17 protein-coding genes and 1 pseudogene are annotated in these 23736 nt (G+C 73.9%); 13 read left to right on the top strand and 5 right to left on the bottom strand.

The annotated features are described in order from the left end of the window. Positions 1-187: 187 nt before the first annotated feature. The 4 genes from ACWCYO_RS31695 (at position 188) to sucD (ending at position 6150) form a co-directional block, all read left to right on the top strand. Positions 188-2527: a DUF5682 family protein gene (locus ACWCYO_RS31695; protein ID WP_449786127.1), complete on the top strand. Its 2340-nt coding sequence runs from the start codon at positions 188-190 to the stop codon at positions 2525-2527. A gap of 65 nt (positions 2528-2592) precedes the next feature. Further along, entirely contained in the window at positions 2593-3792 is a 1200-nt protein-coding gene (locus tag ACWCYO_RS31690) for a VWA domain-containing protein (RefSeq protein WP_449786126.1), read from the top strand. Between the two features lie 282 nt (positions 3793-4074). Next, entirely contained in the window at positions 4075-5247 is a 1173-nt protein-coding gene (sucC, locus tag ACWCYO_RS31685; protein WP_270146523.1) for an ADP-forming succinate--CoA ligase subunit beta, read from the top strand. Positions 5248-5265: 18 nt separating this feature from the next. Next, positions 5266-6150, top strand: coding sequence for a succinate--CoA ligase subunit alpha (gene sucD / locus ACWCYO_RS31680; protein WP_270146524.1), 885 nt, complete (start codon positions 5266-5268; stop codon positions 6148-6150). A gap of 120 nt (positions 6151-6270) precedes the next feature. Here sucD and ACWCYO_RS31675 read toward each other — a convergent pair whose 3' ends face one another. Then, positions 6271-7800: a hypothetical protein gene (locus ACWCYO_RS31675; RefSeq protein WP_449786131.1), complete on the bottom strand. Its 1530-nt coding sequence runs from the start codon at positions 7798-7800 to the stop codon at positions 6271-6273. A gap of 990 nt (positions 7801-8790) precedes the next feature. Then, a pseudogene (locus ACWCYO_RS31670) lies at positions 8791-8979 on the bottom strand (LuxR C-terminal-related transcriptional regulator); the annotation flags it as partial. A 132-nt stretch (positions 8980-9111) separates the two neighbouring features. Between ACWCYO_RS31670 and ACWCYO_RS31665 the strand changes: the two are divergent. Then, positions 9112-10593, top strand: a complete 1482-nt coding sequence (locus ACWCYO_RS31665) for a cell division protein PerM (RefSeq protein ID WP_449786125.1) — start codon at positions 9112-9114, stop codon at positions 10591-10593. A gap of 10 nt (positions 10594-10603) precedes the next feature. Here ACWCYO_RS31665 and ACWCYO_RS31660 read toward each other — a convergent pair whose 3' ends face one another. Further along, on the bottom strand, positions 10604-11233 hold the full coding sequence (locus ACWCYO_RS31660) for a hypothetical protein (RefSeq protein WP_449786124.1): 630 nt from the start codon (positions 11231-11233) through the stop codon (positions 10604-10606). Positions 11234-11653: 420 nt separating this feature from the next. Between ACWCYO_RS31660 and purN the strand changes: the two genes are divergently transcribed. Beyond that, a complete protein-coding gene (gene purN / locus ACWCYO_RS31655) occupies positions 11654-12319 on the top strand; it encodes a phosphoribosylglycinamide formyltransferase (protein ID WP_270146528.1) in 666 nt (221 codons plus the stop codon). Positions 12320-12388: 69 nt separating this feature from the next. Then, positions 12389-13966, top strand: a complete 1578-nt coding sequence (gene purH / locus ACWCYO_RS31650) for a bifunctional phosphoribosylaminoimidazolecarboxamide formyltransferase/IMP cyclohydrolase (RefSeq protein WP_270146529.1) — start codon at positions 12389-12391, stop codon at positions 13964-13966. Positions 13967-14043: 77 nt separating this feature from the next. Here purH and ACWCYO_RS31645 read toward each other — a convergent pair whose 3' ends face one another. Further along, positions 14044-14676 carry a hypothetical protein gene (locus tag ACWCYO_RS31645; protein WP_270146530.1) on the bottom strand — a complete coding sequence of 211 codons (633 nt, stop codon included), beginning with the start codon at positions 14674-14676 and terminating at the stop codon, positions 14044-14046. A gap of 448 nt (positions 14677-15124) precedes the next feature. Here ACWCYO_RS31645 and ACWCYO_RS31640 point away from each other — a divergent pair, with 448 nt between their 5' ends. The 6 genes from ACWCYO_RS31640 to ACWCYO_RS31615 all read left to right on the top strand — a co-directional run bounded on the left by ACWCYO_RS31640 (position 15125) and on the right by ACWCYO_RS31615 (position 20868). Continuing rightward, positions 15125-15979, top strand: a complete 855-nt coding sequence (locus ACWCYO_RS31640) for a bifunctional methylenetetrahydrofolate dehydrogenase/methenyltetrahydrofolate cyclohydrolase (RefSeq protein WP_270146531.1) — start codon at positions 15125-15127, stop codon at positions 15977-15979. A 19-nt stretch (positions 15980-15998) separates the two neighbouring features. Continuing rightward, entirely contained in the window at positions 15999-16424 is a 426-nt protein-coding gene (locus ACWCYO_RS31635) for a DUF3017 domain-containing protein (RefSeq protein ID WP_270146532.1), read from the top strand. Positions 16425-16643: 219 nt separating this feature from the next. Then, complete coding sequence (locus ACWCYO_RS31630; RefSeq protein ID WP_270146533.1) at positions 16644-17636, top strand: malate dehydrogenase; 993 nt, start codon at positions 16644-16646, stop codon at positions 17634-17636. Between the two features lie 158 nt (positions 17637-17794). Further along, the gene (locus ACWCYO_RS31625; protein WP_270146534.1) at positions 17795-19120 is read left to right on the top strand and encodes a hemolysin family protein; all 1326 of its coding nucleotides are present in this window, start codon (positions 17795-17797) and stop codon (positions 19118-19120) included. A 75-nt stretch (positions 19121-19195) separates the two neighbouring features. Then, positions 19196-20191: a tryptophan--tRNA ligase gene (gene trpS, locus ACWCYO_RS31620; protein ID WP_270151198.1), complete on the top strand. Its 996-nt coding sequence runs from the start codon at positions 19196-19198 to the stop codon at positions 20189-20191. Between the two features lie 188 nt (positions 20192-20379). Beyond that, complete coding sequence (locus tag ACWCYO_RS31615; protein ID WP_270146535.1) at positions 20380-20868, top strand: 2'-5' RNA ligase family protein; 489 nt, start codon at positions 20380-20382, stop codon at positions 20866-20868. 52 nt (positions 20869-20920) lie between these two features. Here ACWCYO_RS31615 and ACWCYO_RS31610 read toward each other — a convergent pair whose 3' ends face one another. Next, a complete protein-coding gene (locus ACWCYO_RS31610) occupies positions 20921-23431 on the bottom strand; it encodes a CDP-glycerol glycerophosphotransferase family protein (protein ID WP_449786123.1) in 2511 nt (836 codons plus the stop codon). Positions 23432-23736 lie beyond the last annotated feature (305 nt).

The following is a 23736-nucleotide window of genomic DNA, read 5'->3' as shown; positions in this document are numbered from 1 at the left end:
CGTCGCACCTGCCGAGCGGAGCGAGGTGGGGGAGTGAGTGAGCGGAGCGAGCGAACCGTCGAGAGGTGCCGATTGTGCGTCGCACCTGCCGAGCGGAGCGAGGTGGGGGAGTGAGTGAGCGGAGCGAGCGAACCGTCGAGAGGTGCCGATTGTGCGTCGCACCTGCCGAGCGAAGCGAGGTGGGGGCATGACGAACGCCGAGGTCGCCCTGCTGGGCATCCGGCACCACGGCCCCGGCTCGGCCCGGGCGGTGGCCGCCGCGCTGGCGCAGTGGCAGCCGGACGCGGTGCTGATCGAGGGCCCGGCGGAGGCCGAGGCCGTCGTCCACCTCGCCGCCGAGAAGGACCTGGTGCCGCCGGTCGCCCTGCTCGCCCACGCGGTGGACGACCCGGCGAAGGCCGCGTTCTGGCCGTACGCCGAGTTCTCCCCGGAGTGGGTGGCGATCCGCCACGCCGTGGACCACGACCTGCCGGTCCGCTTCATCGACCTGCCCGCCGGGTACGGCTTCGCGCCGTTCACGGACGGCGACGCCGACGGGGACGGGCCCGGCGAGCTGCCCGCCGACCCGCTGGCGCTGCTCGCCGAGGCCGCCGGACACGACGACCCGGAGCGCTGGTGGGAGGACGTGGTCGAGCACCGCGCCCCCGCCGCGGACGCGCTGGCGCCCTTCGCGGCCGTCGCCGAGGCGATGGGCGCGCTGCGCGCCGAGGGCCTCGGCGAGTCCCGCCGGGACCAGCTGCGCGAGGCCCACATGCGCCAGCAGATCCGGGCCGCCCGCCGCGCCGGGCACCGCCGGATCGCCGTGGTCTGCGGGGCCTTCCACGTCCCCGGGCTGGCGACGATGCCCACCGTCGCCCACGACCGGGCGCTGCTCGCCGCCCTGCCGAAGAAGGTGCGGGTGGACATCACCTGGATCCCGTGGACGCACCGCCGGCTCTCCCAGGCCACCGGTTACGGCGCGGGCATCCAGTCGCCCGGCTGGTACCACCACCTGTTCACCACCGAGGGCGACCCGGTGCCGCGCTGGCTCACCCGGGCCGCCGAGCTGCTGCGCGCCGCGGACCACCCGGTCTCCTCGGCCCACGTGATCGAGGCGGTCCGGCTCGCCGAGACCCTGGCCGCGCTGCGCGGCCGCCCGCTCGCCGGGCTGACCGAGACCCTGGACGCCGTCCGCGCGGTGCTCTGCGAGGGCTCGGACGTCGCCCTGGAACTCGTCCGGGAGCGCCTGGTGGTGGGCGACGCGCTCGGCGAAGTCCCGGACGCCGCACCGGCCGTGCCGCTGCAGCGCGACCTCGCCCGACTGCAGCGCTCGCTGCGACTCAAGCCTGCGGCGGCGCCCCGGGAGCTGGACCTCGACCTGCGCAAGGACACCGACGCGGCCCGCTCCCGGCTGCTGCACCGGCTGCGGCTGCTGGGCGTCGAGTGGGGCGTGCCGGCCAGCTCCTCGGTCAACTCCACCGGGACGTTCCGGGAGAGCTGGCGGCTGTGCTGGCAGCCCGAGTTCGCGGTCCGGATCGCCGAGGCCGCCCAGTGGGGCACCACGGTCGAGGAGGCCGCCGTCAACAAGGCGGTCGGCACCGCCGGGGCCGCCGTCGAACTCGCCGAGCTGACCGGCCTGGTGGAGACCTGCCTGCTGGCCGGGCTGTCCGGCGCGCTGCCCGCGGTGATGCGGGTGCTGGCCGACTGCGCGGCCCTGGACACCGATGTCGCGCACCTGGCGGGCGCGCTGCCCGCGCTGGTCCGCGCGCTGCGCTACGGCGACGTGCGCGGCACCGACCACGAGGCGCTGGCCGGGGCCGCGGCGGGCCTGGCCGAGCGGGTCTGCGTCGGACTGCCGCCCGCCTGCGTCGGGTTGGACGCCGAGAGCGCGGCGGCGATGCGCGCCCGGATCGACGAGGTGCACGGCGCGATCGCCCTGCTCGACCCGGAAACCGCCACCGGCACCGCCCCCGGCACCGCCACCGGCGCCGACAGCGCCACCGACGCCGACGGCCTGGCCGACCGCTGGGCCGCCGCCCTGCGCTCACTGGCCCGCCGCGAGCCCACCGGCGGACCGGCCACCGGCGCCCCCGGCCTGCTGCGCGGCCGCGCCGTCCGGCTGCTGCTGGACGACGGCCGGCTGGATTCCGAGGAGGCCGGCCGACGGCTGCGGCTGGTGCTCTCCGTCGCCAACGCCCCGGCCGACGCGGCCGGTTGGGTCGAGGGCTTCCTCACCGGCGGCGGCGCCCTGCTGCTGCACGACCCCCGGCTGCTCGCCCTGCTGGACGAGTGGCTCGGCGGGGTCAGTGACGAGGTGTTCACCGACGTGCTGCCGCTGCTGCGGCGCACCTTCGCCGGGCTGGAGGCGGGCGTGCGCACCACCATCGGCGGCCGGGTCGCGGCCGGCCCGCTCGGCGCGGCCCCGGCGGCGCCCGAGGCAGCCCGCGAACTCGACCGGGACCGCGCCGACTCCGTCGTCCCGGTGCTGGCCCTGCTGCTCGGCGTCCGCCCGAAGATCCCCCGCCAGGCCGTCGGCCGCAACACCTGACCCCAGCCGAATGACCCCAGCCGAATGACTACAGCCGAATGACCCCGGTCGAAGGAGAGGACGAGATGGCGACCACGACCGACGAACGGCTGCGCCGCTGGCGCCTGGTGCTCGGCGGCGAGGCCGACGGCACCGGCTGCACCCTGCGCGGCCGGGACGCCGCGATGGACGGCGCCCTCGCCGCGCTCTACCGCGGGGCCCCCGAGGAGGGCGCCCGGACGGCCCGCGGCGGCCGGCGCGGCGCCGGGCTCGGCGGCTCGGCCCCGCAGGTGGCCCGCTGGCTGGGCGACATCCGCGAGTACTTCCCGTCCACCGTCGTCCAGCTGATGCAGCAGGACGCGATCACCCGGCTCGGCCTGGACCGGCTGCTGCTGGAGCCGGAGATGCTGGCGGCCGTGGAGCCGGACGTGCACCTGGTCGGCACCCTGCTGTCGCTCAAGCACGCGCTGCCGGAGACCACCCGGGAGTCCGCCCGGGCCGTGGTCGGCAAGGTGGTCGCCGATCTGGAGCGCCGGCTCGCCGACCGGACCAGGGCCACCGTGGGCGGCGCCCTCGACCGCAGCGCCCGGGTGAACCGGCCGCGCCACCGGGACATCGACTGGGACCGCACGATCCGGGCCAACCTGAAGAACTACCTGCCCGAGCACGGCACCGTCGTGCCCGAGCGCCTGGTCGGCTACGCGCGCGCCCAGCGCGCGGTGAAGAAGGACGTCATCCTCTGCGTCGACCAGTCCGGCTCGATGGCGCCCTCGGTCGTCCACTCCGCGGTGTTCGGCGCGGTGCTCTCCTCGATGCGCACCCTGGACACCCGGCTGGTCGTCTTCGACACCTCGGTGGTCGACCTCACCGAGCAGCTCACCGACCCGGTGGACGTGCTGTTCGCCACCCAGCTCGGCGGCGGCACCGACATCAACCGGGCGCTCGCCTACTGCCAGTCGAAGATCACCCGGCCGTCCGAGACCGTCGTGGTGCTGATCAGCGACCTGTACGAGGGCGGCATCCGGGACGGCATGCTGCGGCGGGTCGCCGAGATGAAGGCGGCCGGCGTCCAGTTCATCGCCCTGCTCGCGCTCTCGGACGAGGGTGCGCCGGCCTACGACCACTCCCATGCCGCCGCCCTGGCCGCGCTCGGCGCCCCGGCCTTCGCCTGCACCCCGGACGCCTTCCCGGAGATCATGGCGGCGGCGATCGAGAAGCGTCCGATCCCGCGGCACCTGGTCAAGGGGGCTGATCAGGGGGACGGACAACCTCACTCGAACGTGTGAATCACTCGATCGCTGGACCGCGGGCCCCGTCCGGCGCCGCCGGGTAGATCTGTGACGGTTCTCACCCAAGTCGGGCAGGCCCCGGGCGGAACACGCCCGTCCCACGGGGATAACCTGCCAGACGGACGTGACGCGCGTGTTGATTGACGTGTGCGCCCGTGGCTGTGTGGGCCGCAAGGCCGTACCTCTGCGTACCCGCACCGCCCCGACGACCCGCAGCGAAGATCCTGCCGTGGCACGCTCGTAGAGACACAATCCGCGACCACGAACAAGGACAAACACGTGGACCTGTTCGAGTACCAGGCGAGGGACCTCTTCGCCAAGCACGGCGTGCCCGTGCTTGACGGCGATGTCATCGAGACCGCCGCAGACGCTGCCGCCATCGCGGAGCGCTTCGGCGGCCGTGCCGTCGTCAAGGCTCAGGTGAAGGTGGGTGGCCGAGGCAAGGCCGGTGGCGTCAAGCTCGCCGCCGACCCGGCCGACGCCGTCGCCAAGGCCGAGCAGATCCTCGGCATGGACATCAAGGGCCACACCGTTCACAAGGTGATGCTGGCCCAGACCGCGGACATCAAGGACGAGTACTACGTCTCGTTCCTGCTGGACCGCACCAACCGCACCTTCCTGGCCATGGCCAGCGTCGAGGGCGGCGTGGAGATCGAGGTCGTCGCCGAGCAGAACCCCGACGCGCTCGCCAAGATCCCGGTCGACGCCAACGAGGGCTGCACCCCGGAGAAGGCCGCCGAGATCGTCGCCGCGGCGAAGTTCCCGGCCGAGGTCGCCGACCAGGTCGCCGACGTCCTGCAGAAGCTGTGGAAGGTCTTCATCGCCGAGGACGCCCTCCTCGTCGAGGTCAACCCGCTGATCAAGTCCGGCGACGGCAAGATCATCGCGCTCGACGGCAAGGTCTCCCTGGACGAGAACGCCGACTTCCGCCAGCCCGAGCACGAGGCGCTGGAGGACAAGGCCGCCGCCAACCCGCTCGAGGCCGCCGCCAAGGCCAAGGGCCTGAACTACGTCAAGCTCGACGGCCAGGTCGGCATCATCGGCAACGGCGCGGGCCTCGTCATGAGCACCCTCGACGTGGTCGCCTACGCCGGTGAGAAGCACGGCGGCGTCAAGCCCGCCAACTTCCTCGACATCGGTGGCGGCGCCTCCGCCGAGGTCATGGCGAACGGCCTGGAGATCATCCTCGGCGACCCCGACGTCAAGTCGGTCTTCGTCAACGTCTTCGGCGGCATCACCGCCTGTGACGCGGTCGCCAACGGCATCGTGCAGGCCCTGGAGCTCCTCGCGAGCAAGGGCGAGAACGTCACCAAGCCGCTGGTCGTCCGCCTGGACGGCAACAACGCGGAGCTGGGTCGCAAGATCCTCGACGACGCCAACCACCCGCTGGTCCAGCGCGTGGACACCATGGACGGTGCGGCCGACCGCGCCGCCGAGCTGGCCAACAAGTAAGGAAGGGGACTTAACACCATGGCTATCTTCCTTACCAAGGACAGCAAGGTCATCGTCCAGGGCATGACCGGCGCCGAGGGCATGAAGCACACCCGCCGCATGCTCGCCTCCGGCACCCAGATCGTCGGCGGTGTCAACCCGCGCAAGGCCGGTACCACGGTCGACGTCGACGGCACCGAGATCCCGGTCTTCGGCTCCGTCGCCGAGGCCATGGAGAAGACCGGCGCCGACGTCTCCGTCCTCTTCGTGCCGCCGGCGTTCACCAAGGCCGCCGTCATCGAGGCCATCGACGCCGAGATCCCGCTGGCCGTCGTCATCACCGAGGGCGTCCCGGTGCACGACACCGCCGCCTTCTGGGCGTACGCCGGTTCGAAGGGCAACAAGACCCGGATCATCGGCCCGAACTGCCCCGGCCTGATCAGCCCCGGACAGTCGAACGCCGGCATCATCCCGGCCGACATCACCAGCTCCGGCAAGATCGGTCTGGTCTCGAAGTCCGGCACCCTGACCTACCAGCTCATGTACGAGCTGCGCGACATCGGCTTCTCCTCGGCCGTGGGCATCGGCGGTGACCCGGTCATCGGGACCACCCACATCGACGCCCTCAAGGCCTTCCAGGAGGACCCGGAGACCGAGATCATCGTCATGATCGGTGAGATCGGCGGCGACGCCGAGGAGCGTGCCGCGGCCTACATCGCCGAGCACGTCACCAAGCCGGTCGTCGGCTACGTCGCGGGCTTCACCGCCCCCGAGGGCAAGACCATGGGCCACGCCGGCGCCATCGTCTCCGGCTCCTCGGGCACCGCCCAGGCGAAGAAGGAGGCCCTCGAGGCCGCCGGTGTCAAGGTCGGCAAGACGCCGTCCGAGACCGCCCGCCTGGCTCGCGAGATCATCGCCGGCTGACCCCGGTCACCCGCGCGGTGAGCGCCCCCGCCCTTCCCGGGCGGGGGCGCTCGCCGTTTCAGCTCGCCGTTTCAGCTCGGCGTCAGCTCGGCGCTTCGCTCGCGGTTTCAGCTCGGCGTTTCAGCGCCTGGGCCCCGCGACGCACGGCAGCGGGGACCACGCCGAGCAGGCCGCCGGATCCCGCTGCGGGGGCGGGGCCGTACCCCGGGCCGCCACCGGCAGCTGCCACCGGGCGATCGCCTGCGGCTGCGGGTCCGCCACCACCGCCTCCAACCCCGGCGTCGGACTGCACCACAGACTGCTGATGCCGTTCGGCGCCCCGCCCGGCCGCAACGGCACCCCCGGCTCCGCCACCTTCGCGGTCGGGGCCGGCACGCACAGCGCGGGCACCGGGTCATCCGGCCGCTGGAACAGCGCCGCCGGCCGCAGCCCCGCCAGCGTCGCCAGCGCCGCCCCACCCACCGCCGCCGTCAGCAGCACCGCCGCGCCCGTCCGGCTCGCCGTCCACAACCGGTGCCGGGCCCGCAACACCGGCACCGGCGCCCGGTGCGGCTGCGGACAACCCCGCACCGCGGCCCGGTGCAGCAGCCCGCTCAACCCGTCCGCGAAGCCCGGCGCCGCCGGATCCGGCCCCACCAGCTCCGGCACCCACTGCGCCAGCGCCGCCCGCGCCGCCCACACCCGCCCCTCCGCCGCCGCCCGCGTCGCCTCCACCTCCACCGCGATCGCCGCCGCCGGCAGCCCCAGCCCGTCGTGCAGCACCAGCGCCCGCCGCTGCGGCCGCGACAACCGCCGCAGCGCCTTCAGCAGTGCCTCGTCCCGGTCGGTCAGCCGGTCGTGGTCCGGCAGCACCGACTGCGCCTCGTCCGCCGGCCGCACCCGGATCCGCCGGTGCGGCAGCTTCCACACGTGCGCCCGCCGCGGCCCGCCCCGGTGCCACGGCGACAGCGCCAGCTCGCACGCCCGCACCCGCACCCAGCCCTCCGGATCCCCGGACCCGACCACCGCCCCCCAGTCCCGCCGCGCCTGCCCGAACGCCAGCCGCACACAGTGCACCGCCCGGTGCCGGCACGCCGTCAGCAGGAACACCTGCTGCACCAGCCTGGTGTGCGCGGCCTCGTACAGCTCCTCGAAGTCCTCCGACAGGTCCCGCCCGTTCCCCGCCTCGGTGAGCGCCAGACTGATCCGCTCCCGGGGATCGGCGCCCGCCGGGGCGGCGGGTACGTCCCGCCCGCTCCCGGCCCAGGTGGGCGAGGGCTCGCGCCCGGCCTGGGCGGGCGTCCCGGGTTCGGTGGGGAGGTCCCGTCCGGTGGTGGTGCGCTGGTCAGCCGGGGCGACGGGTACGTCCTGTCCGGTGGCGGTGCGCTGGTCGGCGGGAACGTACTGTCCGTTCCCGGCCCGAGCGGCGGCGAGCTCGTCGGCGGGGGTGGGCGAGGGCTTGCGCCCGGCCTGGGCCGGCGTCTCGGTCCCCGTGGAGACGTCCCACCCTGGGGTGGGCGAGGGCTTCTGCCCGGTCTTGGTCGGTGTCCCGGTCCCGGTGGGGATGCCTCGTCCGGAGGCGGTGCGCTCGTCGGCGGGGGCCGGCGGTGGCTTGTGCCCGCTGCCGGTTCGAGCGGATGCCGCATGGTGGTCGGACGGTGCCTTCCGCATGGCTCCGCCTCGATCGGCCGGGGCGCTGGCTGCGTCCTCCCCGCGACCGGACCGGGCGGAGGTGGCGCGGTGGCTGGTGGGAGCTGACGGCGCGTTCCGCGCGGCATCCGATCGCTCGGAGGCCGCACGGCGGTCGGCCGGGGCGGCGGGCACGTCCTGCTGCGGGGCGGGCCGCTGCTTCCCGTGTGCGGTGGACGCGGGGGCCTGCTCCGGATCAGTGGGCGCCACCGGGCCCCGCCCCGGTCCCGGACTACCGGCGGAAGGCGACCGCCTGCCTCCGGCCGTTGCCGAGGTACCCGTCGTGCTCTTCGCGTGGGCTTCACCGGTCCGCCTGCCGTCGGATCCCGGCTGCCGTTCGACCGCCACCGCCGCGGACACCTGCGGCTCATGCGCGCGGTCCGCGGACGGTCGGCTCCGGCCCGTGCCCGCCGGGTGGATGGCGGGCGTCGCCTGCCCGGCGTCGCGCCGGCCTCCAGCCGCTGCCGCGGAACGCGCCGGGCCCCCGAGCTGCGGCCGGGAGGGCTCGGTTGCTCCCGTGCGGCCGGTCGCGGGCGTCGCCGGGGAGGCGGTTGCCACCGAGGGCGCCCCGGGCAGGTGGTTGCCCGGCCTGCCGGAGCTCGGCTGCTCCGCCCGCACCTTCGACGCGGTTGCCTGCGGCCCCCGGGCCCGGCCGGTCGAGGACCGCCCGCCGTCGGTGGCCACCGGAGGGTGTTTCGCGTCGCCGCCGCGTGTGGCCGCCCGGTGCCCGCCGCCCGCCGGCGCGGTGGCCGCGCCGGTCCGCGGGGCCTCGGCGGCCGTTCCGGCGTGGGCCGGGGCGTTCCCGGTCGGGTGACCGGGGCGGGCGGTGGGGGACGGGATGTCGGGTTCCCCTGGGGCCGGGGCGGTCTGTGGCATGCCGCTGCGTTCCCCCGGGGCTGTGGGGGCCACTCGCGTGCGGTTGGTGCCGGCGGAGCCGGCGGGGGGTGCGGTTCTGAGGAGGGCGATGGCGGCGGCTTCGGTGGGGCAGCCGAGTTTGCGCAGGGCGCGGTGGAGATAGCTGCGGGCGGTCGTGGGAGCGACGCCGAGGGCGGCGGCGGTGTGGTCGAGGCCGTGCCCGGCGGTGAGGTGGGCGAGGGCCTGGGCCTCACGGGGAGTCAGCTTCCGCAGCGGGTCGGGGGTGCGGGTGGATGGCGTGGTCATCAGACGCTCCGGGCCGGGGAGGCGACGGCTTGGGGGCAGGGTCTGAAAAGGCGCATAAGCCAATAATCTGGGACACGGCGGCGGTTTGCCGGTTCACGGAGCATGGCGAGTCGCCTTGGCACCATGAGGCGCATGACGCAGCTGATGGGTCGTCCGATCCTGGAAGTGCCGGGCGAATTGGGTGGGCGCCCCGCGCTGGCGGACCTGTTGGCGGGGGTGCGGACGGCGCTGGTCGGTCTGGCGGTGGTCGGGGTGCCGGTGCTCGGGCTCTGGGTGGCGACGCCGTACGCCGACTCGGACGCGGCTAGTGCGACCCGGCTGGCAGGTGCGCTCTGGTTGCTCGGGCACGGCGCGCCGGTGCTGCGCGGCGGCGCCGACGCCCCGCTGACCGTCACCCCGCTGCTGCTCGGGATCCTGGCGGTGGTGCGGCTGTACCGGGCGGCCGCCGGGGTGGCGGCGCGGCACGGGCTGCGGTCGCGCTGGGGCGGCCCGGTGGCGCTGTGGGCGGGGTACTGCGCGGTGGCGGTCGCGGTGGCGCTGCACTGCACGGGTGCGGGGCTGTTCCGCAGCCGGGTGCTGCCGGACCTGTTGGTGGTGGGTCTGCTCGCCGGACTGTCGACGGCCGCGGGTGTCCGGTCCGTCCGGTCCGTCCGGTCGGACGGTGCCGAGCGCGAGCCGTTGCTCGACCGGCTCCCGCCGGGCTGGCGGCCGGCCGGTGGCACACCCGTGGTGGGCCGGGCCGCCGGTGCGGCCGGGGCGGGCCTGGTCGCGGCGGGCGGGCTGCTGGTGGCGGTGGCGGCGCTGCTGGACGCGGCGGCCGGCGGTGGGCGCGGGATGGCGCTGCTCGGGCGCGGGCCCGCGGCGCTGCTGGGGCTGCTGCTGCTCACCGTGGTGCTGCTGCCGAACGCGGTGCTGTGGGGTGCGGCGTACGCGCTGGGCCCGGGGTTCGAGGTCGGCACCGGGACACTGGTGTCGCCGGGACGTACGGGGCTCGGCCAGGTGCCGGAGTTCCCGCTGTTCGCCCTGCTGCCCCAGGAGGGCCCGGGTGGCTGGCGGCTGGCGGCGCTGCTGCTGCCGGTGCTGGCGGGGCTGGTGCCCGCGGTCCTGCTGGGCCGCGCGGCGGCGGGCCGCCGTTCCCCGGCAGGTGACGCCAAACCCTGGTCGTCCGCCGCGACGGTGACGGCGGCGCTGGCGGCCGCGCTGCTGCTCGGCGCCGGGGCGACGGTGCTGGGCTGGCTGTCGGGCGGTGCGCTGGCGGCCGAGCGGATGGCCCGGCTTGGGCCGGTGCCGTGGTGGACGGGCCTGGCGGCGGCGGGCTGGCTCGCCGTGGTGGCGGTACCGGGCGCCCTGCTGGTCCGCCACCACGCGGTCGGCCCGGCGGGCGTCGAGTACGCCGACGACCTCGAGTACCCGGACGACCTCGAGTACGCCGTCGGCGCCGAGTACGCGTTCGGTGTCGAGGGTGTGGCCGATGCCGCGAGCCCGGCGCCCGGGCAGGGCGTGTACGCCCGGCTCACGATCCGGATGCGCCGGAGCGCGCTGGAGCTGCGCGCCCGTACGTACGCCCTCGTGCTGCGACTGTCCGGTCAGCGCCCCACCGACCGGACCGGCTGACCGAACCCGTCTACTCCGCGTTCCCGGTGAAGTCCACGTACCACTGCGGCGCGTACCGCTCGCAGTTCTCGGCGCCGACGCTGGTCAGCGAGTCCCGCACGCAGGTGACGTAGTCCCGGTAGTAGTACCCCAGCCCGATCACCGAGGTGGCGACCACGACGGTCATCGCGCCGGTGAGGATCCCGGCGAGCGCGGCCGGGGTGAGCGGGTTCGGCGCGGGGATCCCGGCCCCGGCCGCCGCGGCGGGCCGCTTGGCCCGCAGCGCGCCGATGCCCCAGACGATGCCGAGCACCCCGACCAGCAACGCGATCCAGTGGAAGCCGGCGAACAGGCAGACCAGCGCGAAGGGCCCCGCCAGCGCGGCGTTGCGGGCCTTGCGGTGGATCGGGTCGGTCGGGTCGAGCCGGGGCGGCTGCGGGGCTTGCGGGCCCCGGCCGGGACGGCCGTCGCCGAGGCCCTGACCCCACGGCGGCGGGAACCGCGGCCGGTCGCCGCCCTGACCGCCACCGCCCTGGCCGCCGCCGTCGCCGTCGGGCCCCTGGCCGGGCCAGGGGCTGCGCGGCCGCCACGGCTGGTCCGGGGCGTCCGCCGGCGGCGGCGCGAAGGGGTTGCGCTCGTCGGTCTCGTCGCCGCTGCTCATGGGTTCAGCCGTTCCTTCTCGGTCGGGGCTCGGTCGTCTGATTCGGTGGTCTGGCTCGGTCGGAGGATGTCGCGTCGGAGGGTCTCGGGTCGGAGCGGTCTCCCGCGCCCCCAATGATCCCGCAAGCGTTCGAGGGCCCGGCGGGGGCCTGCCCGCACCCGTACGGGCCGTGCGCAACTCCGGTGCGGCGGGCCCGAGGAGATCCCCGTCTCAACTACGCGCGTAGCGCCGCCGGGAGGGTGCGGGGGCCCTTCGACCAGCCGTTATCGTGGTGACGGTCAGCAGCTCAGATAGGTTCCCCGGGGCCCGCGTCGCGGCGGGTTCTCCCGGTGTTCCGCTTCGCTCGACCTGCCGTTCGTAGTGGCCCCACCGCCGGTGGACGTACCAGCGGGCGGCGCCCGACCTACGGAGAATCGCGCAGTGGCCGCCGCCCCCGCTCAGCTCTTCCCGCCCCGTACGCCCGGACCGGCCCGCCTGGTGGTGCTGGTCTCCGGCTCCGGCACCAACCTGCAGGCGCTGATCGACGCCGTCGCCGACCCGGCCTACGGCGCCGAGATCGTGGCCGTGGGCGCGGACCGCGACGGCATCGCCGGCCTGGAGCGCGCCGAGACCGCGGGCCTGCCGACCTTCGTCCACCGGCTGAAGGACTTCGCGGACCGCGACGACTGGGACCGCGCGCTGACCGCCTCCGTCACCGCCCACCAGCCGGACCTGGTGGTCACGGCCGGCTTCATGAAGATCCTCGGCCCCGAGTTCATCGCGGCCTTCGGCGGGCGGATCGTCAACACCCACCCCGCACTGCTGCCCGCCTTCCCCGGCGCCCACGGCGTCACCGACGCGCTCGCGTACGGGGTGAAGGTCACCGGCTGCACCGTCCACCTGGTCGACTCCGGTGTGGACACCGGGCCGATCATCGCGCAGGGCGTCGTCGAGGTCGTCGACGCCGACCACGCCGATGGCGGCGAAGCGCTGCACGAGCGCATCAAGACTGTCGAGCGCAAGCTGCTCGTCGACGTCGTGGGCCGGCTGGCCCGCGAAGGTCACCGCATCGAGGACCGAAAGGTATGGATTCCGGCACATGAGTGAGCGGAGCGAACGAATCATCGAGAAGGGTGCCTGGCGCGCAGCGCCCGCCGAGCGCAGCGAGGTGGGAGCATGAGTGCCAGCTCCACCACGCCCCCCGTTTCGGAGAACATCCGCCCGATCCGTCGCGCGCTGATCAGCGTGTACGACAAGACCGGTCTGGAGGAGCTGGCCCAGGGCCTGCACGCCGCCGGGGTCGCCATCGTCTCCACCGGCTCCACCGCCGGCCGGATCGCCGCCGCCGGCGTCCCGGTGACCGAGGTCTCCGAGCTGACCGGCTTCCCGGAGTGCCTGGACGGGCGCGTGAAGACGCTGCACCCCCGCGTGCACGCCGGCGTGCTCGCCGACCTGCGCCTGGAGTCGCACCGCGCGCAGCTGGCCGAGCTCGGCGTCGAGCCGTTCGACCTGGTCGTGGTGAACCTCTACCCGTTCAAGGCCACCGTCGCCTCGGGCGCCACCCCGGACGAGTGCGTCGAGCAGATCGACATCGGCGGCCCGAGCATGGTCCGCGCCGCCGCCAAGAACCACCCGTCGGTGGCCGTGGTCGTCGACCCGGCCCGCTACGACGACGTGCTGACGGCCGTCCGCGAGGGCGGCTTCGACCTGGCCACCCGCAAGCGCCTGGCCGGTGCCGCGTTCGCCCACACCGCCGCCTACGACGTGGCCGTGGCCTCCTGGTTCGAGGCCGGCTACGCCCCCAGCGACGAGCGCTTCCCCGAGTTCCTCGGCGCCACCTGGGAGCGCCAGAACGTGCTGCGCTACGGCGAGAACCCCCACCAGGGCGCCGCACTGTACACGGACGGCACTGGCGGCCTGGCCGGCGCGCAGCAGCTGCACGGCAAGGAGATGTCGTACAACAACTACGTCGACACCGACGCCGCCCGCCGCGCCGCGTACGACCACGCCGAGCCGGCCGTCGCGATCATCAAGCACGCCAACCCGTGCGGCATCGCGACCGGCGCCGACGTCGTCGAGGCGCACCGCAAGGCGCACGAGTGCGACCCGGTCTCCGCGTACGGCGGCGTGATCGCGGTCAACCGCCCGGTCACCGTCGAGCTGGCCGAGCAGATCGCCCCGATCTTCACCGAGGTCGTCGTGGCCCCCGGCTACGAGGACGGCGCGGTCGAGGTGCTGGCCCGCAAGAAGAACATCCGGGTGCTGGTCGCCCCCGAGGCCCCCGCCAACCGCCAGGAGGTGCGCCCGATCTCCGGCGGCGTGCTGCTCCAGGACGCCGACCGGGTGCAGGCCGAGGGCGACGACCCGGCGAACTGGACGCTGGCCACCGGCGAGGGGCTCTCCGCGGCCGAGCTGGCCGAGCTGGCCTTCGCCTGGCGGGCCTGCCGGGCCGTCAAGTCCAACGCGATCCTGCTGGCCAAGAACGGCGCCTCGGTCGGCGTCGGCATGGGCCAGGTCAACCGGGTCGACTCCTGCAAGCTCGCGGTCGAGCGGGCCGGCGAGCGGGCCAAGGGCTCGTACGCCGCCTCGGACGCCTTCTTCCCGTTCCCGGACGGCCCGGAGATCCTGATCGCCGCCGGCGTGAAGGCGATCGTCCAGCCGGGCGGTTCGATCCGTGACGAGCTGGTCATCGAGGCGGCCGAGAAGGCCGGCGTGACGATGTACTTCACCGGCGCGCGCCACTTCTTCCACTGAGTTCCCCAGTGGTACGAAGCGGCCCGGCCCCCTCCGAGGAGGGAGCCGGGCCGCTTCGCCGTGTCCGTGCCGTTCGGTCAGTACCGCGGCCGGTTGAACCAGTTGACGCCGTCCCGTACGCACATCGCGACGATCCAGACGATGCAGATCGCGATCCACAGCCCGCTGAAGACCATGGCGAAGCCGGCGCCCTGGGCCGCCGCCTGGGTATCCCCGGTCGCCTGGGTGCTCCCGGTGATCGCGCCGAACATCAGGAACAAGCCGATCAGCAGGGCGATCGAGCCGTACACGATGGTGGTGATCCGGGTGGCGTTGCCGCCACGGCCGAACTTCACCCCGACCGTGATGGAGAGCACCGAGGCGAGGAGGAACACGATCCCGAGGACCAGCGCGACGCCTGCGGTCGCGTTGAAGATCGCGTTGGCGCTGCTTGAGCTGTACGTGTCGGCGGCCTTCTTGGCACCCGCGGCCCCGATCATGAGACCGATCGTGATGAGAATCTGCACACCGCCGACGATGAACAGCAGCACCCGGGCGGTCATCACCAGGCCCGGCATGGCCTGCGGCACGGCCGGCGCGTAGCCGTAGGCCGGGGCGGCCGGCTGCGGGTAGCCGTAGCCCGGAGCCGCCGGCGGCGCCTGCTGCGGGTAGCCGTAGCCGGGGGCCTGCGGCTGGCCGTACGGGTTGTTCGGGTCGGGCGGGTAACTCATGGATGCCTCCGGGCAGTTACGGGGACGCGGGGACGGGGCGGCGGAGGACCCGGTTGCGGTCGGCGGGTCGGGCACGGTGACAGCCCGGCGGCGGTGACGGGCGCGGCCGGCTCAGTGCTGTGACGAGCGGGTGATCGGACGGCGGGACGGGCACGGCGCGGTGAGGACCGCGCCGTGGCGGTCGGGCTGTGCGGTCTGCTGTGGTCGGATCACTGGCTCTTTCCCCCGGGTACGCCCCGCCGCGGGAGCCGTCGGCCCGTCACCGGGCCGGGTCGCGGCAGGGAATGCCCGCATATCGTCATCCGGACGGCAGTACGCTGTCCAGCCGGTTGTGGGCGCCAGGTCAAGACTGTGGCGCAACCGCAACGTGGTGCGGACCTTCCGTACCCGTCCCGCTCGTCGGGCGGCCCCGGTACGGAGGCCGGTCGCGATCCGGGAGAATGGGGTCATGACTGCCCAGATTCTCGATGGCAAGGCCACCGCCGCCGCGATCAAGTCCGAACTCGCCGCCCGCGTAGCGGCCCTCAAGGCGAAGGGCGTCACGCCCGGCCTCGGTACCGTCCTGGTCGGCGACGACCCGGGCAGCCGCTGGTACGTCAACGGGAAGCACAAGGACTGCGCCGAGGTCGGCATCGCCTCGATCCAGCGCGAGCTGCCCGCGACCGCCACCCAGGAGGACGTCGAGAACGTCGTCCGCGAGCTCAACGCCGACCCGGCCTGCACCGGCTACATCGTCCAGCTGCCGCTGCCCAAGGGCCTGGACCAGAACCCGGTCCTGGAGCTGATGGACCCGGACAAGGACGCCGACGGCCTGCACCCGACCTCGCTCGGCCGCCTGGCGCTGGGCATCGAGGGCCCGCTGCCGTGCACCCCGCTGGGCATCGTCGAGCTGCTGCGCCGGCACGACGTGGAGATCGACGGCGCCGAGGTGGTCGTGGTCGGCCGCGGCATCACCGTCGGCCGTTCGATCGGCCTGCTGCTGACCCGCCGCAGCGAGAACGCCACCGTCACCCTGTGCCACACCGGCACCCGGGACCTCGGTGCCCACCTGCGCAAGGCCGACATCATCGTGGCCGCCGCGGGCGTGCCGCACCTGGTCAAGCCGGAGGACGTCAAGCCGGGCGCCGCGGTGCTGGACGTCGGCGTCAGCCGCAGCGAGGGCAAGATCGTCGGCGACGTGCACCCGGGCGTGGCCGAGGTGGCCGGCTGGATCTCCCCCAACCCCGGCGGCGTGGGCCCGATGACCCGCGCGATGCTGCTCAACAACATCGTCGAGGCGGCCGAGCGCCGCGCCGGCGTCTGATCCCCGAGGGACGGCGAGCATGACTGAACCGCGACCGGCGCGGTCCCGGCGAAGGCCGGTCAAGACCACCGGCACCCTGCCGCCCGAGGGCGCCGCCCCGGCGCTCGGGCGCGACCACGCCCTGCCGGTCCGGCAGTGGCCGATAACGCTGGTCCTGTCGGTGGTCGGCGCCGGCCTCGCGGTCACCTGGTTCGCCGACTTCAAGGACGGTTTCAAGTACGGGCTGCTGATCCTCGGCACCGGGGTGCTGCTCGGCGCGGTGCTGCGGCTGGTGCTGCCCGAGGTCGGGATGCTGGCGGTGCGCAGCCGCTTCACCGACGTGATCGTGCTGACCTTCCTGGGTGCCTCGATCGTGCTGCTGACCCTGGTCGCGCAGCCGAACCCGTGGCTGGAGTTCCCGTTGCTGGACAACATCGGCCAGCTGATCGGCCGGCCCAAGCACTGAGTCGCCGACCCCCTCCGCGGCCCCGTTCCCGTGGCCCCGCCCGGAAGCCGAGCCCCGGGCGGGGCCACGGTGCGTCTGTGACGCATCTGCCACGCCCGCACACGCGGCGTAGGCTTCCCTTTGCGATAACCTGACGCCGGTCTCTCGATGTCGAGAGATCATCCTGGCTCCAGTGCCGGTGTGCCTGGGGCACCTGGCGATTTGCTGGAGAAGGTAGAAATGACCCGCACCCCCGTCAACGTCACCATCACCGGAGCCGCCGGCCAGATCGGCTACGCGCTGCTCTTCCGCATCGCCTCGGGCCACCTGCTCGGTGCCGACGTGCCGGTGAACCTGCGCCTCCTGGAGATCCCGCAGGGCCTCAAGGCCGCCGAGGGCACCGCGATGGAGCTCGTCGACTGCGCCTTCCCGCTGCTGCGGGACATCAAGATCACCGACAACCCGAACGAGGCCTTCGACGGCGCCAACGTCGCGCTGCTGGTCGGCGCCCGTCCGCGCACCGCCGGCATGGAGCGCGGCGACCTGCTGCAGGCCAACGGCGGCATCTTCGGCCCGCAGGGCAAGGCCATCAACGACCACGCCGCGGACGACATCAAGGTCTTGGTCGTCGGCAACCCGGCCAACACCAACGCCCTGATCGCCCAGCGCAACGCCCCGGACGTCCCGGCCGAGCGCTTCACCGCGATGACCCGTCTGGACCACAACCGCGCGGTCGGCCAGCTGTCCGCCAAGACCGGCGCCCTGGTCTCCGACATCAAGCGCGTCACCATCTGGGGCAACCACTCCGCGACCCAGTACCCGGACATCTTCCAGGCCGAGGTCGCCGGCAAGCCGGCCTTCGAGGCCGTCGGCAGCGACCAGGCCTGGCTGGAGAACGACTTCATCCCGACCGTCGCCAAGCGCGGCGCCGCCATCATCGACGCCCGTGGCGCCTCCTCGGCCGCCTCGGCCGCCAACGCCGCCATCGACCACGTGTACACCTGGGTCAACGGCACCGCCGAGGGCGACTGGACCTCCATGGGTGTCGTCTCCGACGGCTCCTACGGCGTCCCGGCCGGCCTGATCTCCTCCTTCCCGGTCACCACCAAGGACGGCAAGTTCGAGATCGTCCAGGGCCTGGAGATCTCCGACTTCTCCCGCGCCCGCATCGACGCCTCGGTCAAGGAGCTGACCGAGGAGCGCGACGCGGTCCAGGAGCTGGGCCTCATCTGAGCCCCGCCCTCGCGGCCTTCCCGACGGCCCGCCCCTCCCGAACCCGGGAGGCGGCGGGCCGTCGCCGTACCCGGCCCTCGTCCGGGCCCGTCGCCGGGCCCAACCCCGCGCCGCCGCTTCCGGCTCCCGTCCGCCCCCGCCGCCTACACTGGCCCGCTGTGAACGAAACCCTCGGGGATGCCGCGCTCGTCCTCGTCTTCATCCTGCTGGGCGGGCTGTTCAACGTCGCCGAGATCTCGCTGATCTCGCTGCGCGAGGGCCAGATCCGGGCGCTGGAGGCACGCGGCACCCGGCGCTCGGCCCGGGCCGCGCACCTGGCCGCCGACCCCAACCGCTTCCTGGCCGCCGTCCAGGTCGGCGTGACCTGCATGGGCTTCCTGTCCGCCGCCTTCGGCGCCGACACGCTGTCCGGCAAGGTCGCCCCGCTGTTCGTGGAGGCGGGGCTGTCCCAGGGGATGGCGGACGCGGTCGCCCTGGTCGGGCTCACCCTGGTGATCAGCTACGTCTCGCTGGTGCTCGGCGAGCTCACCCCCAAGCGGATCGGCCTGCAGCGCGCCGAGTCCATCGCGGTGGTCGCCGCCCCCGTGGTGGACGTGATGTCGGTGGCGCTGCGCCCGGTGATCTGGCTGCTCGGCCACTCCACCAACCTGATGGTCCGGCTGTTCGGCGGCGACCCGGCGGCCGGGCGCGGCTCGATGAGCTCCGAGGAGCTGCGCGGCCTGGTCGCCTCCAACACCGAACTGGGCAGCGACGAACGGGCGTTGATCGCGGACGTGTTCGCCGCCGGGGAGCGCCAGCTGCGCGAGGTGATGGTTCCGCGCACCGAGGTGACCTTCCTGGACGCGGAGCGCCCGCTGGCCGAGGTGCGGCACCAGGCCGAGACCTCGCCGCACTCCCGCTACCCGGTGGTCGAGGGCAGCGCCGACGCCGTGGTCGGCTTCGTCCACGTCCGGGACCTGTACGGCGCCCGCGGCGAGCAGGCCGTCAAGGTCCGTGACCTGGCCCGCCCGGTCAAGCTGCTGCCCGGCACCAAGCGGGTGCTGGAGGCGATGGGCGAGATGCGCCGGGAGGGCCACCACCTGGCCATCGTGGTGGACGAGTACGGCGGCACCGCCGGCATCGTCACCCTGGAGGACCTGGTCGAGGAGGTGATCGGCGAGATCCGGGACGAGTACGACCGGCCGGAGACCGCCCCCACCCGTCGGCTGGCCGGCGGCGGCATGGAACTGGACGGCCTGCTCAACCTCGGTGACTTCGAGGAGGAGACCGGCGTCGCCCTGCCCGAGGGCCCGTACGAGACGGTGGCCGGCTGTCTGGTCGCCTCGCTCGGCCGGCTGCCCCGGGACGGCGACCAGGCCCGGGTCCCGGTCGAGGGCGGCGGAGCGGTGCTGCTGACGGTGGCCAAGGTGGAGGGCCGGCGGATCGCCCGGGTCAGGGTGAGTGCGGTCACACCGGAGGAACCTGCTGGGGCGGAGGTTTCCTGAGCGACCGGGAGAACTGGAAGAATGGCCCGCATGGTCAACGCAGCGGTCACTGGTCCGGTCAAGGACCGACCCCGGGTGCTCTCCGGGATCCAGCCCACCTCCGGCTCGTTCCACCTCGGCAACTACCTGGGCGCGGTGCGCCAGTGGGTCGACCTGCAGACGGCGAACGACGCCTTCTACATGGTCGTCGACCTGCACGCGATCACCGTGCCGCAGGACCCGGTGACCCTGCGCCAGAACACCCGGATCTCCGCCGCCCAGCTGCTCGGCGCCGGCCTGGACCCGGAGCACTGCACCCTGTTCGTCCAGTCGCACGTGCCCGAGCACGCGCAGCTCGCCTGGGTGATGAACTGCCTCACCGGCTTCGGCGAGGCCTCCCGGATGACCCAGTTCAAGGACAAGTCCTCCCGGTACGGCGCCGAGAGCACCACCGTGGGCCTGTTCACCTACCCGATCCTGCAGATCGCGGACATCCTGCTCTACCAGGCGGACGCCGTCCCGGTCGGCGAGGACCAGCGCCAGCACGTGGAGATCACCCGCGACATCGCGGAGCGCTTCAACTCGCGCTACACCCCGACGTTCACGATCCCCAAGCCGTACATCCTCAAGGAGACGGCGAAGATCATGGACCTGCAGGACCCGGGCATCAAGATGAGCAAGTCGGCCTCCTCGCCCAAGGGCCTGGTCAGCCTGCTGGACGAGCCGAAGGTCAGCGCCAAGAAGTTCAAGAGCGCCGTCACCGACACCGACACCGTGGTCTCCTACGACGAGGAGCGGAAGCCGGGCGTCTCCAACCTGCTGCGGATCCACTCCGCGCTCAGCGGCCAGTCGGTCGAGCAACTGGTCGCGCACTTCGAGGGCAAGATGTACGGCGCCCTGAAGACCGAGCTGGCCGAGCTGTTCACCGAGTGGGTCGCCCCCTTCCAGGAGCGCACCAGCACCTTCCTGGACGACCCGGCCGAGCTGGACCGGGTGCTGGCGATCGGCGCCGAGAAGGCCCGCGCGGTGGCTTCCGAGACGCTCGCGACGGTGTACGACCGGATCGGCTTCCTCCCGGCCGCCAAGCGGTGACTCGCGTCACGCGCCTGCCCGATGGCGACGGTGACTCGCCCTTCGCCTCCGAACGCTCGGACCCGGTGCCGACGGTCGTCGCTCCGGCGCTCCCTCCTTCGTCAGTCGCTGGTCGCTCCTCGCTTTCGGCACCGGCGCGCTCTTCGGCTCAGGGCGGTCTCCCGGAGGTCGTCACCATCGGCGTGTCCGTGAGCGTTCCGGAGCCGTACGGCGCGCTGATCCAGGACGCCCGGGCCGGCCACGGCGACCCGCAGGCCCGCTCGATACCGACGCACGTCACCCTGCTGCCGCCGACCGAGCTGCCCGCCGAGGTTCTGCCGAAGGTCGAGGAGCACCTGGCGGCGGTGGCGGCCGCGCACCGGCCGTTCCGGATGCTGCTGCGCGGCGGCGGCACCTTCCGCCCGGTCTCCCCGGTGGTGTTCGTCCGGGTCGAGGAGGGCGCGCAGGAGTGCCGGCTGCTGGAGGCGGACGTCCGCTCCGGCCCGCTGGCCCGCGAACTGGCCTTCCCGTACCACCCGCACGTGACGGTCGCCCACGGTCTGCCGGACGACGTGCTGGACCAGGCGTACGAGCAGGCGCGCGGGTTCCGGGCGTCCTTCCTGGTGCCCGGCTTCTCGCTCTCCCGGTTCGACGCGGACGAGGTCTGGCGGCCCTGGCGGGACTACCGGTTCTTGTGAATCGGCACAGCTCGTGAATCGGCATCCCTCCTGAATCGGCACCGCTCGTGAACTACCGTGCCGTTCGGCCGAGTTCGAGCATCCGGTCGACCACCCGGCGGGACGCCCCGCCGTCGTCCAGAGCGCAGTGCTCGGCCCGGAAGCGCCGGTAGCGCTCGGCGTACCCGGGCGGCAACTCCGCCCCGCTGTCGGCGAGTTCGCGCAGTGCCTCGAGCAGTTCGGCGGAATCGGGGACCAGCGGGCCGGGGGCGTTCGGCTCGAAGTCGAAGTAGAAGCCGCGCAGGGTGTCGCGGTAGTGCTCCAGGTCGTAGGTGAAGAAGTACACCGGGCGGCCGGTGATCGCGAAGTCGAACATGATCGACGAGTAGTCGGTGACCAGCACGTCCGCGATCAGCAGCAGTTCCTGCGGGTCGGGGAAGTCCCCGCAGTCGAACAGGAAGCCGTCGCCGGAGCCCGGCAGCGGCTCGCGCACGTGCGAGTGCGGGCGGACCAGCAGCACGTGGTCCTCGCCGAGCAGTCGGCGGGCGTGGTCGACGTCGAGCCTCAGGTCGAGTCGGAAGCCCTCTCCGTCGCCGCGCTGCTGGTCCTCGCGCCAGGTCGGCGCGTACAGCACGACCCGCTTGCCCTCGGGGATGCCGAGCCGGCGGCGGACCGTCGCGGCGACCCGCCGGTCGGGCTGGGCCAGCACGTCGCCGCGCGGGTAGCCGGACTCCAGGACCTCGCCGTCGTAGCGGAAGGCGCGCCGCAGGATCGGGGTGGCGAACGGGCTGGGGGAGAGCAGCATGCTCCACTGCGGGGTCTCCCGGTCGAGCGCCTCCAGGTAGCCGTGGTCGGCCAGCCAGGAGTTGTCGACGTCGTGGGCGATCCGCTTCAGCAGCGAGCCGTGCCAGGTCTGCACCACGACCTGGCCCTCGCGGCGCTCCAGGAAGTCCGGGAAGTGGGTGTTGCCGACCAGGTAGCGGCAGGTGGCCAGGGCGCGGTACCACTCCGGGCTCCAGATCCGCACCGGGACGACCCCGGGCGGCAGTTCGGCCTGACCGTCGTCGACCACCCACAGGTGCTCCAACGGCGCGCCGCGGCGGGCGAGTTCGGCGTGCACCGCGCGCGGGGAGTCGGCGTAGCCGCGGCCGCCGAACACGTCGTACAGCACCGCCTCGCGCAGCGGTTCGCGGCGGGCGGCCGGGTAGTGCTCGGTGCGCAGCCGGTGTTGGGTCCAGGCGCTGCGCTCGGTGGCGTCGAGCACCGGGGTGGAGTCCACCAGCAGGGTGTCGTGCCAGCGGCGCTGCAGCACGACGTGCTTGCCGCCGGTGGTCGCGGTGGCGGGCAGCGCGGGCAGCACGCTCGCGGCGGCGATCAGCGGTCGGGCCGGGCCGGAGCGGTCGGCGGGCTCCAGGGCGGCCTCCCAGATGCCCTTGCGCAGCGGCAGCACGGCGCCGTCCGAGCCGGTGCGGGTGGCGGGCAGCCGGGCCCGGAAGCGGCCGTCCGGTTCGGGCTCGACCGGGGTGCGGACCTCGCCCGCGGTGCCGTTGTGCCGCAGGACCAGCTCCAGTCGGTCGACGGCCGGGTCCGGGCAGTGGCCGGACAGTTCGAAGCCGGCGAAGTGGACCGCGATCCGGTCGACCACGCCGGCGGCGGGCTGGACGCAGACCTGGAGCCGGCCGTCCGCGAGGTGCTTGAGGTAGAGCACCCGGTCCGGGGCGTCCGGCAGCGGGTACTGCCGGGCCACCGGCCCGCGGCGCTCGTCCAGGCAGAGCTGCTCGGTGCCGCCGTCGGGGCGCAGCAGTTCGGCGTCCCAGTGCTCGAGCACGCCGCGGCCGCGCCCGTCGGCGGTGAACGGCCGGTAGGGCAGGTCGACGGTGAAGGTGTTGCCGGTGCGGGTGAGCGGCTGCTCGATCACCGCGTCGCTCTGCCGGTGCCGCAGCCGCAGCACGGTGCCGGCGGGGCAGTGGTCGGCGACGCCGCCCAGCCGGATGCCGTCGACGGCGGGTTCGGCGTGGTCGAGCCGGACGCCGGGGCGCTCCAGCCGCAGTCCCAGCCGGCCGTCCTCGAAGTACGGCTGGAGGCGTACGTCGCGGTCCACCCAGCGGGCCGGCGGGTACTCGCCGGAGCCGCACCAGTGGGGGGCGAGGGTGCCGTACTGGCGGCGCAGCCGGGTGGGGCGGGGGCGGGTGAACAGGGTGGTCTCGATCTGCCAGTCGCCGAGCAGCCAGCGGCCGTCGCGGCGCAGCCGGGAGGGTTCCACCAGGGCGGTGAAGCCGGACCAGTCGTGGTTGTGGTCGGGCTGGGCGCTGTCGTCGGTGACCTCGGGGAGCCTGCGGGGTCTGGAGCGCAGGTGCAGCGGAGGTTCGGTGTCGTCCTGGTGGCGCAGGGTCAGCCAGGTCCAGGCCGAGCCGGGGCGGCCGGTGTCCAGGTTCAGCGGGCGGGCGAAGCCGGTGAGTTCCAGCCCGCGGCCGTGCCAGCGGGCCCGCAGCAGTCCGAACACCACGTCCTCGTCGGCGGTGGGTCGGCCGGCGCTCACCCGGGGGGCGGCGTGCGGCAGGACGAACCGGGTGAGCGCAGGCATGGTGCGGGGGGCCCTTCGGCGGAGGGGATCCCGGCATGGCGGTGGCCGGGAGGGCCGCCGGGTCGGAGCTGACCGGTCCGGGGCCGAATCGATATCCCATACCGGGAGGGGGCCCCGGGTCAACTGTACAGTTCGGAGAATTTCCTTTGAAATTCGTTGGCTAAACGTGAGTTCGAGTGCAAAACGCGCGTAAAGGACAGGGGTTCTCAGGAAATTCCCAGATAGCGCCGAGGCGCCCGGCCGAGGTCGGCCAGCACCTGGGAGGCGCGGGAGAACAGGAAGTCGCCGGTGAGGATGGCCACCGA

It is taken from the genome of Kitasatospora sp. NPDC001683 (assembly GCF_053596495.1).
This window is presented reverse-complemented; position numbering and strand designations above follow the sequence as displayed.